Here is a 15090-nt window from a genome sequence, read left to right on the forward strand (position 1 = left end):
GGAAGCGTAGCGCGTGGCATCCATCGGACAGATCGTCAACCCGACGTCAGGCAATGATGCCCTTTCCCGCGCAAGGCAGCGGGCCGCTCTCGTGCCGGATTGCCTGGTTGAAGCCAAGCGTATCGCCAATACCGTGATTGCCGGCTGGCATGGGCGCCGCAAACGCGGCATCGGCGAGAATTTCTGGCAGTTCCGCCCCTATAGCGAAGGCGAAAGCCTGTCGCGCATCGACTGGCGCCGCTCCGCCCGCGACGACCATACCTATGTGCGCGACCGAGAATGGGAGGCCGCCCACACGATCTGGCTCTGGGCCGATATGTCGCCCTCGATGATGTACAAATCGACCTATGGCAGCGCATCGAAGGAGAGCCGTGCGCTGGTCATCATGCTGGCGCTGGCCGAGATCCTCGCCCGCTCCGGGGAGCGTATCGGTTGTCCCGGGGTGATGGAGCCCGTCTCCGCCCGCAACGCCGCCGAAAGGCTTGCAGCTGTCCTGATGCACACGCCGTTGACCGGCGGCCTGCCGGAAACTGCGATGGTGCGCGGCTGGAGCGATCTCATCCTCATCGGTGATTTTCTTGATGACGCACCCGCCATTATGGCCCGTCTCGGGCCGCTTGCCCGCCGCGGCCTGCGCGGCCATGTGGTCGAAATCGCCGATCCGGCCGAGGAAATCTTCCCCTACAACGGCCGCACCGAATTCACCGATCCGGAAACCGGCGAAAGGCTGACCTCCGGACGAGCCGAGAGCCTGCGCGAAGCCTATCGCAACGCATATCTCGCCCGGCGCGAAAACCTCGGTCAATCACTGCGCCATCTCGGCTGGACATTCGTCAGCCACCGCACCGATCACCTGGCGTCCGAAGCGCTGGTCGCAATCCATATGTATCTTTCGGGAATGCCGGCAAAGGCAACACATGGAGGACAGCTTTGAGCGCTCTTCCTTTCGCCTTTGCCTATCCCGCCATCCTTGGCGCGTTGATTGCCCTTCCCGTTATCTGGTGGTTGCTCCGGCTCACGCCGCCGCGTCCGCAGGCAGAAGTCTTCCCGCCGCTGAAGATCCTCGCGACCGTGCTGAAGCGCGAGGAAACGCCGGCGAAAAGCCCCTGGTGGCTAACGCTGCTGCGCATGCTTCTGGCCGCCGCGATAATCTTTGCGATCGCCGATCCGGTCTTCAATCCGCGGACCAGCACGCTTGCATCCGGTGGTCCGCTCGTGCTTTTCGTGGACAATAGCTGGGCTTCGGCACCCGACTGGGAGCGCCGTGTCCAGACGGCCGACGCACTGATCGACGATGCCGAGTCCGCCGGTGCCGTCGTCTCGGTCGCCTTCACCGCAGAGCCCACAAACGACGCGACACCCGGGACGGCCTCGGCCGCCCGCGAAAAGCTGCGTGCCGCCCAGCCGAAGCCGCTCGTGCCGGATCGCCAACGGGCATTCGAGGCCCTGCGCTCGGCGCTCAACGGCACGCATCCGGGTACGCTTGTCTTCCTCACCGACGGCGCGGCAAGCAGTGACAATGACGCCATCGTGCATCAACTCTCCGACCTTCAGCCCACCGAACTACGCGTGATCGAAGGCGATGCGGCCCAGACGGTCGCAATCTCTGGCGCCGCCAATGCGGCTGACGCGATGACGGTCAAAGTGACCCGCCTCAGCCCCGGTGGCGCGATCTCCGTCCCGCTCAACGCACAGGACGCACAGGGCCGCGTGATCGCCACCGGCAGGGCAGATTTCGCCCCCGGCCAGACAGCCGTCAATGCCGGCATTTCCGCTCCTTTCGAGATGCGCAACGATTTTGCCCGCGTCAGCATCAACACCGGGGCCACTGCAGGCGCCGTGCATTTGCTCGACGATGCCTTCAAGCGTCGCAGGGTCGTGCTGCTGTCGGGCGAAAGCGGCGATGAATTCCAGCCGCTGCTATCCCCGCTCTACTACATCCAGCGGGCGCTTGAACCCTATGCGGACCTGGTGAGGCCGACCGATGCCAATCTTTCGGTCGCCATCCCGAAACTGCTCGCCAACAATCCCTCCGTCATCATCATGGCCGATATCGGCCGTCTTCCGGAGGATACCTACGCGCCTCTGCAGCGCTGGATATCTAATGGCGGCATGCTGCTGCGCTTTGCCGGCCCGCGCCTGGCTGCAGCCCCTGCCGAAGACCCGCTGATCCCGGTCACCTTGCGACAAGGCGAACGGGCGCTTGGCGGCAGCCTGTCCTGGAGCGAACCGCAGGCGCTTGCCGAATTCCCCGCTTTCGGCCCGTTTGCCGGCATACCGCGCCCGACCGACGTCACGATCAACCGTCAGGTATTGGCGGAGCCGACGCCTGATCTTGCCGAACGCACATGGGCAAGCCTTGCCGATGGTACCCCGCTCGTAACGATGAATAAGATGAATGCCGGCCAGATCGTTCTCTTCCACGTCAGTGCCGAAGCCACCTGGTCAAACCTGCCGATTTCAGGCACGTTCGTCGAAATGCTGCGACACCTCATCCAGATCTCGCGTTCTGGCGGCGTGACCTCGGAATCGACAGGCAGCGCGCGTGTCGCCGAAACCCTGCCGCCCTTCCGCATGCTGACGGCCAAGGGCACGTTGGTGACGGAAACCGGCAATGCCCGTCCGCTGATACCGAATGCCAAGGCCGCACCCCTTGCCAATTTTGACAACCCGCCCGGCCTCTACGGTTCGGAAGATGGCTTTGCGGCACTTAACGTGCTGCCCGAAAACGCGAACCTGAAACCACTCGACATTGCTGGCGTTAATGTCGTCCGCGCCGGTCTCATCGGCGGCGAAAGCTGGTCTGCCAAGCCCCTGCTCTTCTTCATCGCCTTCCTGCTGCTCCTCGCCGACAGCCTGATCGTGCTCTTCATGAACGGCGCCTTCTCCCGCATGCGCCCGCGCGCCAGGGCTGCCGCGACGATCGCCGTGGCGCTTGCGGCCGGCCTGATGCTGCGGCCGGACATCTCGCATGCCAATGATACCCAGCCGGGCGATGACATCATCATGCAGCGGCTGGACAATACCCATCTCGCCTATGTCGTGACCGGCGAACAGGATGTCGACAATATTTCCGAAGAGGGGCTCGACGGCCTCACGAAATTCCTGACTTACCGCACGACGCTGGAGCCGGCTCCGCCCGTCGGCGTTGACCTGAACAAGGACGAGCTGTCCTTCTACCCGATCATCTACTGGCCTGTTTCCGCAACTGCGCCGATGCCGTCCAACGCCGCCATCAGCCGTATCGACGCCTACATGCGCAACGGTGGAACGGTGCTTTTCGATACGCGCGACCAGATCGACTCTCTCGAAGGCGGCAGCGACACGACTGCCAACGGTCAGCGCCTGCAGCAGATCCTCGCCAATCTGGATATTCCGCCACTGGAACCCGTACCGCACGACCACGTGCTGACCAAGTCCTTCTATCTGCTGTCCAGCTTCCCAGGCCGCTACGCCGGCAGCCCGCTCTGGATCGAAGCGCGGCAGGGAGGTCAGAACCAGAGCAATGCCAATAGGCCAGCCGCTGCCGCAGACGGCGTCTCGCCGATCCTGATTACCGCGAACGATTTTGCCGGTGCCTGGGCCGTCGACGATAATGACACACCGCTCCTGCCCACCGTGCCGCCGGATGAAACGCAGCGCGAATATGCCTTCCGCGCAGGCGTCAACATCATGATGTACATGCTGACCGGCAACTACAAGACGGACCAGGTCCACGTGCCCGACCTGCTCGAACGGCTGGGGCAGTGACATGACGATCGATTATTCGCCTTTCCTTCCCTGGCCCTTTCTGGCGGTGCTGACCGGCATCGTCCTGCTGATCGCCATATTCGCGATCTGGCGCGGCATTCGCGGCGCGTGGATCCGCACGCTTGCCGCTCTCGCCCTTCTGGCAGCACTTGCAAATCCGGTATTGCTGCAGGAAGACCGCGATCAACTGTCGACCATCGTCCCCGTTATCGTCGACCGCAGCCAGAGCCAGCAGACGGCCGATCGCATGACGATGACCGATGAGGCGCTCGCCTCTCTGAAGACGCAGCTGGCGCGCTTTCCGCAAATCGAGCCGCGTTTCGTGGACGTGAACGAGGACCGCAATTCCGATGTGCCCTCCACCCGTCTCTTCGATGCGCTCTCGGCCTCGATCGCCGATGTGCCGCCTTCGCGCGTCGGCGGCGCGATCATGCTGACGGATGGCGAGGTGCATGACGTGCCCGGCGTCAATCAGGCGCTCGGCTTCGACGCACCGATCCACGGCCTGATCACCGGCAAGCCGAACGAGTTCGATCGCCGCATCGAAGTCATCAAGGCCCCCCGCTTCGGCATCGTTAACGAGGAACAGCAGCTCGTCCTGCGGGTGTTCGACGACGGCCCGAGCCCGGGCGGCGTGGCAAATGTGACGGTGCGCCTCAATGGCGACGAGATCGCCACCCTTCAGGCAACACCCGGCCAGGATACGCCCTTCTCCTTCAAGGTGGCCCGCGGTGGCCCGAATGTGCTGGAATTCTCCGTTGCCGGCATTCCCGGCGAGGTGACGGATGCCAATAACCGCGCCGTGCACATCATCGATGGCATCCGCCAGAACCTGCGCGTCCTCCTCGTCTCGGGCGAACCGCATGCCGGCGAGCGCGCCTGGCGTAACCTCCTGAAATCCGACGCGTCGGTCGATCTCGTACATTTCACCATTCTGCGGCCGCCGGAAAAGCAGGACGGCACGCCGATCAACGAGCTGTCGCTGATCGCCTTCCCGACGCGAGAGCTCTTCGTCGACAAGATCAAGGATTTCGACCTGATCATCTTCGACCGCTATCAGGACCGCGCCAATGTGCTGCCGATGCTCTACTACGACAACATCGCGCAATACGTGGAAAACGGCGGCGCGCTGCTGATTGCCGCTGGCCCCGAGCATGCAAGCCCGGAATCGATCGCCATGACGCCGCTCGCGTCCGTGCTGCCGGCAGAGCCAACCGGCCGGATGATCGAGCAAGCCTTCTATCCCCGCCTGTCAGAACAGGGCCGCAAGCACCCTGTCACGCGCGGGCTTGACGGCTCCGGCGACGAGCCGCCGCATTGGGGCCGCTGGTTCCGCAGCGTCGATGTCGACCGGCCACAGGGCCAGACCGTTATGGTTGGCGCCGACAACCATCCGCTGCTGGTTCTCAACCGCGCCGGCCAGGGACGTGTCGCCATGCTGCTTTCCGATCAGGGCTGGCTCTGGGCGCGTGGCTTCGAGGGCGGCGGCCCGCATGTCTCGCTCTATCGTCGCATCGCCCACTGGCTGATGAAGGAACCGGCGCTGGAAGAAGAGGCGCTGACGGCGCGCACCTCCGGCCGCACGCTGGAAATCACCCGCCAGACGATCGGCGATGCTCCCGGTGACGCGGTCGTGCGCTACCCCTCGGGCAAGACCGAGAACCTGCCGCTGACGCAGACCGAGCCCGGCCTCTACAAGGCCGAAAAGCGCATGGACGAGATCGGCCTTTTCGAAATCCGCAATGGCGACCTGACGACACTCGCCCATGTCGGCGCCGTCGATGCCCCGGAATTCAAGGCGATGATCTCGACGACGGCGGCTCTTAAGCCTATCACCGACAAGAGCCGCGGCCTCGTGACCCGTGTCGTCAACAATGCCGGCGCCATCAGTGTCCCGCCGATCCTTCCCGTGCGGGGCCAGGTACGCGTCACCGACAATGACCGCATGCAGATCCGCATGACCAACGAGACCGTGTTGAAGGGCATCAACACCTTGCCGCTCTTCGCAGGCTTTGCAGGTGTCGGCATTCTGCTTCTCGCCTTTGGCGCCATGTGGTGGCGCGAAGGACGATAAAGATGCCGGAATTCGAGCTCACCGCTTCCCCTTCACCGGAAGAGCTCGCTGTCATCACCGATGGCCTGACGGCTTTCAACACCGAGGATGTCGGCCCGTCCGAGCGGCAGGCGCTTGCCGTTCTGATCCGCGATACCGACGGCAAGGTTTCCGGCGGTCTGTCCGGCTACACTGCCTGGGGCTGGCTCTTCGTACAGTTGCTCTACATTCCCGATACGCTCCGCGGCAGCGGCATGGCCGGCAAGATCCTTGCAAAGGCGGAAGAAGAAGCCGCTGCCCGCGGCTGCCGCGGGGCCTGGATCGATACGTTCAATCCGAATGCGCTCAGCGCATACAAGCGTCAGGGCTACGAGGTCTTCGGCGAACTGCCGGATTTTCCCGACGGCCGAACGCGGACCTTCCTCAAGAAGATGCTGTGACGAGAGCAATTCCAGCAAAAAAGGACGGAAATGCCCTACTTCCGCCAGGCAATCTTGCCCTTCAGCCGGGCATGCGCATCTTCCGCGAATGGCACGACGAGAACGCGGCCCGGATCGACCGGACCGGGAAAGGTCAGCGCGCCATAGGCGACCTTTTCGAAGCCGAGCGGGCAATAGTAGGGCGGGTCGCCGACCAGTATGACGGCTTCCGAGCCCTTGCGTTTGGCAGCTTCCACCGCAATGCGCACCAGCTCCCGGCCAATGCCCTTGCTTTTGTGCGACGGCCGCACCGCAAGAGGTCCGAGCAGGTGCCCCTTCACCGTTCCGGCCATAACCGGCGTCATCCGCACAGAAGCGATCGTTTCGCCGTCATCGGCGCAGATGAAGGAGAGCGACAGGTCATGCGGTCCCTGCTCGCGGATGCGTGCAGCGGCGCGCGTATGCCGGCCCGGGCCGAAGGCTTCTTCGTTGATGTGTTCGATAGCAGCGTCGTGAGACGCATCCTCGGTGAGGTAGACGAGATCGTGCTTGTACATGAGCATGGGAACAGAGACCGTATAGACGCAGATATATGGGTTCGCGAACACGCCCTCAGGCGTTCGGGAACATCAGCGTCGTCGCAGGCCTCTGAGAATGGACATCAAGCAGGATTCCAGAATTTTGTGAGGAAGGCGGATAGCAGGAAAAATTTCCGGCGTCCATTGCAAAAATTCGGTCAAGAGCTGGGTGGCCGAGACGCAGTGTTCAATCTTTGCCAACCTGCAAAATGCAGCGCACTGCAATATCTATGCTGCAACAACCAATTTCAGAGGTAGAAAACATGGGCATGCTGGTAGACGGCGTCTGGCATGACGTCTGGTACGATACGAAGGAAACGAAGGGTCATTTCAAGCGTCAGCCATCGCAGTTCCGCAACTGGATCACGGCCGACGGAGAAGCCGGTCCCAGCGGCAAAGGCGGCTTCAAGGCGGAAGCGGGTCGCTATCATCTCTATGTTTCCCTCGCCTGTCCCTGGGCGCATCGCACGCTGATCTTCCGCAAGCTGAAGAAGCTCGAAGACTTGATTTCCGTTTCGGTCGTCGATCCGCTGATGGTGGAAAACGGCTGGGAGTTCAAAGTCGGCAATGGCGCCACCGGCGACCATATTTTTGGCTCCAAAGCGCTCTGGGAAATCTACGTGAAGGCCGATCCGCACTATTCCGGCCGCGTCACTGTCCCTGTTCTCTGGGACAAGCAAACCGGCACGATCGTCAACAACGAGTCGGCCGAAATCATCCGCATGTTCAACAGCGCCTTCAATCACCTGACGGGCTCAACAGCGGATTATTACCCGGAAGCCCTGCGGGCAGACATCGATGCGCTGAACGACGTGGTCTATGACACCGTCAACAACGGCGTCTACAAGTCAGGCTTTGCCACCACGCAAGCAGCTTACGAGGAAAATGTCGTCAAGCTCTTCGAAACACTGGACAGGCTCGATGAGCGCCTTGGCAAGGGCCGTTACCTTTTCGGCGATCGCCAGACCGAAGCCGACTGGCGGCTCTTTACGACGCTCGTACGTTTCGATCCCGTTTATGTCGGCCACTTCAAATGCAATATCCGACGCATTGAGGACTACCGCAACCTGCAGGCCTATCTGCGTGACCTCTATCAGACCCCTGGTGTTGCCGACACGGTGAACCTGCGACACATCAAGGAACACTACTACCGGAGCCACAAGACCATCAACCCGACCGGCATCGTGCCCGTTGGGCCGGCGCTCGATCTCGACCGGCCGCATGGCCGTGACAAGCTGGCGACGGCGGCCTGAGCTTTACCAATAATGCGCCGGCTCCGCCTCGCCGCGGAGCTCGGCCAGCCTCCTATGCGTCGCTTCGGTCGTTTCCGCCGGCAGGTTGTGGATTTCGAAAAAGCCGCTATCGGCAATTTCCCAGTCCGGCGGCCGAGGTGCCGTCTGTTCCACGGTGGCGCGATAGAAGACCACATGATCGCGCCGGGTGATACTGGTGTTGAAATAGACGTGGAAGAGTTGCGGCTTGCCGACGATCCTTAGGTTGCCTTCCTCCCGCAATTCCTTGATGAGCGCTTCTTCTGCGGTCTCGTTTCGCTCCAGCCCGCCGCCTGGCATATGCCATCCGCCGGTATAGCCGTGACGAACGAGAAAGAGGCGTCCCTGCTCGTCGAAACAGGCTGCACGGACCCCCATCGTCATTCCGCGCGCAATGGAAAAATACACGTGCAGCAGCCGCACCAACACTTTCATGTGAAGGGGCCATGTTTGTTTGTCTGCCATGGGCTCTTTCATACTCTCATCGCGCGGATGTGTTTGAATTGTAAATAAGCTGGTCTATGTGTCGTTGCATGTTCAAGCTAGCGCATATCTCCGACGTCCATCTCGGACCCCTGCCCCGCCTTTCCATTCACGAACTTTTTTCAAAACGTATTACGGGCTTTGTGAACTGGCACCGCAACCGGCGCAAGCATCTTTTCGGCAGCACGCTCGATCTGCTGCTGAACGATATCCGTTCGCATAAGGCTGACCATCTGGCGGTGACCGGCGACCTCGTCAACCTCGCAAGCGGCATCGAGATCCGCGCCGCCGCAGCCTGGCTGCGCGAACTCGGCGATCCCGCCGCGACCTCGGTCGTTCCCGGCAACCACGATGCCTATGTGCCAGGCTCCTATGAGAAGTCGATGCGCGCCTGGTACGACTATGTGCGCGGCGACCTCGCTCCGCCGCAATGGGAAGAAGACCGCCACATCTTCCCCTACCTTCGCATCCGCGACAAGGTCGCAATCGTCGGCTGCTCGACGGCCGTTGCAACCCCACCCTTCGCGGCCTCCGGCTTCTTCGGCGCGCGCCAGGCGCGCGATACGGTCAACATGCTGCGCGCTGCCGGTGAAGCCGGTCTCTTCCGTGTCGTCATGATCCACCATCCGCCCATCCGCGGCGCGACCTCCTTTTACAAGCGCATGATCGGCATCCGCCGTTTCGCAGCCGTCATTTCCACCGGCGGAGCGGAACTCGTGCTGCATGGCCACACGCATCTCAATACGCTCTACTGGCTGCGCGGGCAGACGGGTCCCGTCCCTGTCATCGGCATCGCCTCTGCCTCGCAGGGACCGGGCGGCATCAAGCCCCGCGCCGCCTACAATCTCTTCTCCATTTCCGGTTCTCCCGGCGCCTGGGAGGTGAAGGGCGAGCGCTTCAGCATCAACGACACCGGTGACGGCATGATGCCGGAAAGCGCTGATATTTTCGCATTTTAACGCCGTTTGCGGAATCAGTCCCGACGGCGATTGAAGCAACGCGTGAAGAGCGTTTGCCAGTGTCGCAACATCAGCAATAAAGGCCGCCGGGGCTCTTGGTATTTTCAATCGTCGGCGTACAATCCGGCAACCGCAGCGTTTCAAAACGGAGTACGCCCGATGACTGCTTCTCTTCGTCGCCTGTGCAGACTTTCGCTTGTTTCCGTCTTTGCTTTAGGCCTCGCCACGTCCGCCTTCGCGGTCGGCGACAACAATGACGATACCTCCCCGCCGCAGAAGACCCAGACGACCAAGACCTGCACCAAAGGCAAGGTGTGGGATGCCAAGAAGAAGGAATGCGTCGACCCGAAGAAGCAGAGCTTCAACGATGACGATCTCTACAAGTTCGCCCGCGAATTCGCCTATGCCGGCCAGTATGAAAACGCCATCACGGTGCTCAATCTCGCCAAAAACCAGAACGATCCGCGCATCCTGAATTATCTTGGCTATGCCAACCGCAAGGCCGGCCGCATGGAGCTCGGCATGTCCTACTACAAGAAGGCGCTGCAGCAGGATGAGAACTATATCCTCGCACGCTCTTATATGGGCATGGCGCTTGCCGAGCAGGGCGACATCCAGGGCGCCCGCGTCCAGCTCGTCGAGATTCGCGATCGCGGCGGCGAAAACACCTGGGCCTATCGCGCTCTGCTGCAGAGCCTGAACGGCTACAGGACATATTGAGACAAGCTCCGCGGGGTATCGTGCGGAAATCCCCTGGCAAGGGATGGATGAAATGAACCCCGCGCTTGCGAAATACAGGCGACCTGTTCCATAAAAGCCGCCTGTATGGCCGGGATGAATACGATGGCTTCGCGCCCGCCGGGCAAGCCCCGCATGCGAAGCTGGCCCATATTCGATGCTGGTATGAGTTTCGGCCAATGTGAATGCTTCTTGGAAAGACCATGCGCCAACCCGCAACCACCACCGATATCCGGCGTGACCTCGTCGGTCTCTTGCCCCGCCTCCGCCGCTTTGCCATTACGCTCGCGGGAGAGACGACTGCGGCCGATGAGCTGGTTCAGTCGGTCTGTCTGCGCGCTATTTCCAAGGGACATCAGTGGAACGGCGAAGGCCGGCTGGAAAGCTGGATCTACATGCTGGCCCGCCAGCAATGGGCGGAAGACAGTCGCAAGCGCAAGCCGCGTCCGGCCGCGCGAGGCAATGTGACCGATATCCGCGACGCCATTCGCGACCGCGTGGCCGCCGTCGATACCGACGCCCTGCACCGCATGCTTGCGGAGATGCCCGAGGGCGTGGCCAGCATTTTCGTGCTGATCGACGTGGAAGGCCACAGCTATCAGCAGGCAGCCGAAATCATGGGCATCGCAATCGGCAATATTGCCGGCCAGCTTTCCACCGCACGACTCCATTTCGCCGCATTGTCCGGTCACAATCCGCCCGTTCACAGGTACTGACTGATTTGCTCGATTTCAAAAAACAGCCGCTCGAAGCCCAGCTTGCCGCCCTCCTCGATGGCGAAACCACACCGGAACAGAAGCTGGAGCTGGAAGGCCGACTGGCAACGGATGAAAATGCCCGCAAGATCTACGACAAGCTCCGCCACGGCGTCGATTTCGGACGTCGCAAGCTCGACGACATGCTGAAAGAGCCTGTTCCGCTGGCGCTTGTCCGATCCATCAAGAGCACGCAGCCGCCGAAGACGCCGATCGCCCCGCGCAGCGCGCGCCCGCAGCTGAAGCTCGCGCCGAACGGCCGTCAGGCGCTTGCCGCTGCCCTCATTCTCTTCGTCGTCGGTGGTGGCATCGGCTATTTCATCGGCAATGCGCCGGATACGGATGACGCTGCACCGGTCGCCGCGGCGCAGATCAACACCAATGACTGGCTGGGCGACGTCACCGCCTTTCAGCGGCTTCTCGTTCGCCAGCCGCGTCACCTCGTCGAGGTGCCGGCCTCCCAAGCCGAGGAAATCTCCTCCTGGCTCACAACGGCGATCGGCGTGCCGTTCCGCGTGCCGGATCTTTCCGCTGGATCCTGGACCTTCCAGGGCGCGCGCGTGATCCTTGGCGACAACCGCCCTGTCGGCCAGCTTGTCTATTCCAACACAGATGGCGATATCATCTCGATATGTTTCCGCAAGGATGCGCAGCCACCGGAAACGGAAGATTTCAAGGAAACGATCCGCGACGAAATCGGCCTTGTAACCTGGCACAATGCGGGCACGTCCTATGTATTGGCTGGCCCCTCCGCCGAGGCTTCTCTCGGCCAGCTCGCCATGGAAGTCGCCGCCGCCATTTAATGGTCAAGGCATCAGAACGACTTTTCCGCCGACCCGGCGCTCTTCGAGCACGCGATGCGCCTCAGCCGCTTCATCAAGTGAAAAACTCCCGCCGTGCACGAGCTTCAGCGCTGCGGTTGCGGCGAGATCGAAGAGGAGAGCGAGATCGTCCTTCCATTTGTCGGCGGCAATCAACGGCAGCAGCGAAAAGCCCTTCAATGACTGGTTTGCATCCAGCATGGAGCGGATATCGGAAAGCTCCAGCGAGAACCGCCCCATGGCCGCCAAGAGCATTTCTCCGGCCGGAGCAAGTGCGGCGAGAGACGCCCTCGCGACATCACCGCCAACCGTCTCGTAAATGACATCGGCGCCCTGCCCTCCGGTCGCTGCCTTGACGGGACCGGCCCAATCTCTGGCGGTGTAGTCGACCGCCAGGTCGGCGCCGAGCGAAAGTGCTATTTTCCTCTTGGCCTCGCTGCCTGCTGCGGCAATGACCTTGCTCGCTCCCTCCAGCCTGGCAAGTTGCAGCAACAGCGATCCCACCCCGCCGCCGGCAGCGTTGACGAGCACCACCTTTCCCTTCGGCGGACTACGACGCACCATGTGCAGAGCCGTCAGGCCCTGCACCATCAACGCCGCCGCATCTGCAAAGGAAAGGCTGTCCGGCAAACGCACCGCCGCTCCGGGATCCACAGCCACATATTCGGCATAACCGCCAAAGCCACGCCCGATTGCGAAGAGCGGTACAGCGACACGCGCACCGGAGAGCGACGGATCGGCATCCACCCCAATGTCTTCGACGATGCCTGCCACTTCCACACCGGGAAAGACAGGCAGTGGCGGCGTGACGGCATAACGATCCGCCCGCATCAGAACCTCGAAAAAATTGACACCGGCAGCATGGACACGCACCAGCACCTCGCCGCCTTTGGGTTCCGGTTTGGGCACCTCGATCGTTTCGAGAACCTCAGGCGGACCGAAGCGGGTGAATTGAACGGCTTTCATGGCGAACCTCACGTTTTGATGGCGTGAAGCAGGCCTTAGCACTCGATTTACAGTTCAAAATACACACATATCAGTGCCATACCCACCAGGAGGTGACCATGGCCGAGCCCATGAAAAGATTACCGAAACTGCCTGTGGAACGCGCTTTGAAGGTCATTTCCGGGCGATGGAAACCCGTCATCCTCTACCACGTCTTCTCAGGACCCAGACGACTTTCGGAACTCAAGCGCATGATGCCTGACATCACCCAGAAGGTGCTGATCCAGCAGTTACGGGAAATGGAAGAGCACGGCCTTGTACACCGGGAGATCTTTGCCGAGGTGCCGACGCGGGTGGAATATAGCACAACCGAGCTCGGCCTCGGGCTGGAGCCAATCCTTCTTGCTCTCTGCCAATGGGGACAGAACCACGCGGAGGCGCAGGGCGAACTCGATGAGCTCGCCGATTGCATCGTCAGGCCGCGTCATCCTGAGGCGATCGCGGCCTGATCGGAATACTCAGGCCTTGCCGGCCTTCACGTCGAGCACGCGGTTCGCAGCCGACACGATCGCTTCGAGCGATGCCGCGACGATATTGGTGTTGATGCCGGCACCAAAGAGCTTGCCGCCCGGGTAGGACGTCTCGACATAGGAGATAGCGGCGGCATTGGAGCCGTGCTGCAACGAATGCTCCGAATAGTCCTCGACCGACATCTCGATGCCGAGATAATGCGACAGCGCATTGATGAAGCCATCGATCGGGCCATTGCCGCGGCCTTCGATACGCTTGATCTCGCCATTGTCAGTGATTTCGGCCGCCACGACCCTCTGTCCCTTGCGCTCGGTGTCAGGGTAGGTGTGATGATCGACGAACTTCAGGCGGCCATTCGGCTGGGTCACGTAGCGCTCGATGAAGCGGTCGTGGATACGCTTTGACGGAAGCTCCTTACCTTCTTCATCGGTAATGCGCTGGATGTCTCCGCGGAATTCGACCTGCAGGTTGCGCGGCAGGTTGAGCCCGTAGTCCTGCTGCAGGATATAGGCGATGCCGCCCTTGCCGGACTGCGAATTGATGCGGATGATCGCCTCGTAGGAGCGGCCGACGTCGCGCGGGTCGATCGGCAGGTACGGCACTTCCCAGACCGGATGGTTGGCAACCTGCGCTGCCTTCATGCCCTTGTTGATCGCATCCTGATGCGAGCCGGAGAAGGCCGTGTAGACCAGCTCGCCGACATAGGGATGACGTTCGGTGATCGCCATCTGGTTCGAATATTCGAACACTTCCTTGATGCGCTCGATATTGGAGCAGTCGATCTGCGGATCGACACCCTGCGTGAACATGTTGAGCGCCATGGTGACGACATCGACATTGCCGGTGCGCTCGCCATTGCCGAAGAGCGTTCCCTCGACGCGGTCGGCACCAGCCAGCAGAGCGAGCTCGGCAGCGGCGATACCGGTGCCGCGGTCATTATGCGGATGCAGAGAGATGATCAGGTTCTCACGGTTGTCGAGATTGCGGCACATCCACTCGATCTGGTCGGCGTAGACGTTCGGCGTCGCCATCTCTACCGTCGAAGGCAGGTTGATGATGAGCTTGTTATCAGGCGTCGGCTTCATCACCTCGATGACGGCGTTGCAGATTTCCAGCGCCACATCCAGCTCAGTACCGGTGAAACTCTCGGGCGAATATTCGAAACGATAGCCGCCTCCGGCCTTGGCCGCCATGTCGCTGATCATCTTGGCGGCATCGACGGCAATCTGCTTGATGCCGTGCACATCCTTGGCGAAGACCACGCGGCGCTGCAGTTCGCTGGTGGAATTGTAGAAGTGCACGATCGGCTGCTTTGCGCCTTCCAGCGCCTCGAAGGTGCGGGTGATCAGTTCGGGCCGGCACTGAACCAGCACCTGCAGCGAGACGTCGTCGGGCACATTGCCCTCTTCGACGCACCAGCGGGCGAAATCGAAGTCGGTTTGCGAGGCGGACGGGAAACCGATCTCGATTTCCTTGAAGCCCATTTCCAGGAGCAGGTGGAACATGCGCGCCTTGCGATCATGGCCCATCGGATCGACAAGCGCCTGGTTGCCGTCTCGCAGGTCGACGGAGCACCAGATCGGCGCCTTGGAAATGGTCTTGGTCGGCCAGGTGCGGTCGGGAATGTTCACCTGCGGATAGGGCCGGTATTTGACGGCGGCGTCGGGCATACCCTTGGCGCCTGCGGAGGATCGGCGGGTGGTCGTGTCCATTGTCTTGTCTCCTCGTCCCGGCATTTGCCTCGCGTCTTAGCCGATCATATCAGGCTTGGCGACTGCAAATGCGGA

Annotated in this window: 14 protein-coding genes; 10 read left to right on the forward strand and 4 right to left on the reverse strand. The window is 61.6% G+C overall.

The genetic code is table 11. The features are described from left to right. Window positions 1-13 precede the first annotated feature (13 nt). The 4 genes from LVY75_26245 to LVY75_26260 are packed head-to-tail and all read left to right on the forward strand — an operon-like array spanning window position 14 to window position 6243. A complete protein-coding gene (locus LVY75_26245; GenBank protein ID XAZ22287.1) occupies window positions 14-934 on the forward strand; it encodes a DUF58 domain-containing protein in 921 nt (306 codons plus the stop codon). After that, entirely contained in the window at window positions 931-3750 is a 2820-nt protein-coding gene (locus tag LVY75_26250) for a DUF4159 domain-containing protein (protein ID XAZ22288.1), read from the forward strand. Before LVY75_26245 ends, LVY75_26250 begins: the two co-directional genes overlap by 4 nt. A gap of 1 nt (window position 3751) precedes the next feature. Continuing rightward, on the forward strand, window positions 3752-5824 hold the full coding sequence (locus LVY75_26255) for a hypothetical protein (protein ID XAZ22289.1): 2073 nt from the start codon (window positions 3752-3754) through the stop codon (window positions 5822-5824). Between the two features lie 2 nt (window positions 5825-5826). Beyond that, window positions 5827-6243 carry a GNAT family N-acetyltransferase gene (locus LVY75_26260; GenBank protein ID XAZ22290.1) on the forward strand — a complete coding sequence of 139 codons (417 nt, stop codon included), beginning with the start codon at window positions 5827-5829 and terminating at the stop codon, window positions 6241-6243. Window positions 6244-6278: 35 nt separating this feature from the next. On the opposite strand, the gene LVY75_26265 is transcribed toward LVY75_26260, so the two are convergent. After that, window positions 6279-6779, reverse strand: coding sequence for an N-acetyltransferase (locus LVY75_26265; protein ID XAZ25836.1), 501 nt, complete (start codon window positions 6777-6779; stop codon window positions 6279-6281). A gap of 284 nt (window positions 6780-7063) precedes the next feature. On the opposite strand from LVY75_26265, the gene LVY75_26270 reads away from it, so the two are divergent. Next, window positions 7064-8053 carry a glutathione S-transferase family protein gene (locus LVY75_26270; GenBank protein ID XAZ22291.1) on the forward strand — a complete coding sequence of 330 codons (990 nt, stop codon included), beginning with the start codon at window positions 7064-7066 and terminating at the stop codon, window positions 8051-8053. 3 nt (window positions 8054-8056) lie between these two features. On the opposite strand, the gene LVY75_26275 is transcribed toward LVY75_26270, so the two are convergent. Beyond that, a complete protein-coding gene (locus LVY75_26275; protein ID XAZ22292.1) occupies window positions 8057-8536 on the reverse strand; it encodes an NUDIX domain-containing protein in 480 nt (159 codons plus the stop codon). A 68-nt stretch (window positions 8537-8604) separates the two neighbouring features. Between LVY75_26275 and LVY75_26280 the strand changes: the two genes are divergently transcribed. From LVY75_26280 to LVY75_26295, 4 genes are all read left to right on the forward strand, one after another. Continuing rightward, window positions 8605-9513, forward strand: a complete 909-nt coding sequence (locus tag LVY75_26280) for a metallophosphoesterase (GenBank protein ID XAZ22293.1) — start codon at window positions 8605-8607, stop codon at window positions 9511-9513. Window positions 9514-9672: 159 nt separating this feature from the next. Beyond that, window positions 9673-10233 (forward strand): hypothetical protein, encoded by a 561-nt coding sequence (locus tag LVY75_26285; GenBank protein XAZ22294.1) that lies wholly within the window; start codon window positions 9673-9675, stop codon window positions 10231-10233. 221 nt (window positions 10234-10454) lie between these two features. Beyond that, on the forward strand, window positions 10455-10967 hold the full coding sequence (locus LVY75_26290) for an RNA polymerase sigma factor (GenBank protein XAZ22295.1): 513 nt from the start codon (window positions 10455-10457) through the stop codon (window positions 10965-10967). A gap of 5 nt (window positions 10968-10972) precedes the next feature. Continuing rightward, the gene (locus LVY75_26295; protein ID XAZ22296.1) at window positions 10973-11809 is read left to right on the forward strand and encodes an anti-sigma factor; all 837 of its coding nucleotides are present in this window, start codon (window positions 10973-10975) and stop codon (window positions 11807-11809) included. 3 nt (window positions 11810-11812) lie between these two features. On the opposite strand, the gene LVY75_26300 is transcribed toward LVY75_26295, so the two are convergent. After that, on the reverse strand, window positions 11813-12793 hold the full coding sequence (locus tag LVY75_26300; protein XAZ22297.1) for a zinc-binding dehydrogenase: 981 nt from the start codon (window positions 12791-12793) through the stop codon (window positions 11813-11815). 98 nt (window positions 12794-12891) lie between these two features. Here LVY75_26300 and LVY75_26305 point away from each other — a divergent pair, with 98 nt between their 5' ends. Further along, on the forward strand, window positions 12892-13281 hold the full coding sequence (locus LVY75_26305) for a helix-turn-helix transcriptional regulator (GenBank protein ID XAZ22298.1): 390 nt from the start codon (window positions 12892-12894) through the stop codon (window positions 13279-13281). Between the two features lie 9 nt (window positions 13282-13290). Here the strand turns inward: LVY75_26305 and leuA are convergent, their stop codons facing one another. Further along, the gene (gene leuA / locus LVY75_26310; GenBank protein XAZ22299.1) at window positions 13291-15015 is read right to left on the reverse strand and encodes a 2-isopropylmalate synthase; all 1725 of its coding nucleotides are present in this window, start codon (window positions 15013-15015) and stop codon (window positions 13291-13293) included. Between the last annotated feature and the right edge of the window lie 75 nt (window positions 15016-15090).

Source organism: Sinorhizobium sp. B11, assembly GCA_039725955.1.
Lineage (GTDB): Bacteria > Pseudomonadota > Alphaproteobacteria > Rhizobiales > Rhizobiaceae > Rhizobium.

Bases quoted from the DNA above. Each gene is read 5' to 3' on its own strand.
- LVY75_26255 (XAZ22289.1), top strand. From the start codon at position 3,752: ATGACGATCGATTATTCGCCTTTCCTTCCCTGGCCCTTTCTGGCGGTG.
- LVY75_26260 (XAZ22290.1), top strand. From the start codon at position 5,827: ATGCCGGAATTCGAGCTCACCGCTTCCCCTTCACCGGAAGAGCTCGCT.
- LVY75_26265 (XAZ25836.1), bottom strand. From the start codon at position 6,779: ATGTACAAGCACGATCTCGTCTACCTCACCGAGGATGCGTCTCACGAC.
- LVY75_26270 (XAZ22291.1), top strand. From the start codon at position 7,064: ATGGGCATGCTGGTAGACGGCGTCTGGCATGACGTCTGGTACGATACG.
- LVY75_26275 (XAZ22292.1), bottom strand. From the start codon at position 8,536: ATGGCAGACAAACAAACATGGCCCCTTCACATGAAAGTGTTGGTGCGG.
- LVY75_26280 (XAZ22293.1), top strand. From the start codon at position 8,605: ATGTTCAAGCTAGCGCATATCTCCGACGTCCATCTCGGACCCCTGCCC.
- LVY75_26285 (XAZ22294.1), top strand. From the start codon at position 9,673: ATGACTGCTTCTCTTCGTCGCCTGTGCAGACTTTCGCTTGTTTCCGTC.
- LVY75_26290 (XAZ22295.1), top strand. From the start codon at position 10,455: ATGCGCCAACCCGCAACCACCACCGATATCCGGCGTGACCTCGTCGGT.
- LVY75_26300 (XAZ22297.1), bottom strand. From the start codon at position 12,793: ATGAAAGCCGTTCAATTCACCCGCTTCGGTCCGCCTGAGGTTCTCGAA.
- LVY75_26305 (XAZ22298.1), top strand. From the start codon at position 12,892: ATGGCCGAGCCCATGAAAAGATTACCGAAACTGCCTGTGGAACGCGCT.
- leuA (XAZ22299.1), bottom strand. From the start codon at position 15,015: ATGGACACGACCACCCGCCGATCCTCCGCAGGCGCCAAGGGTATGCCC.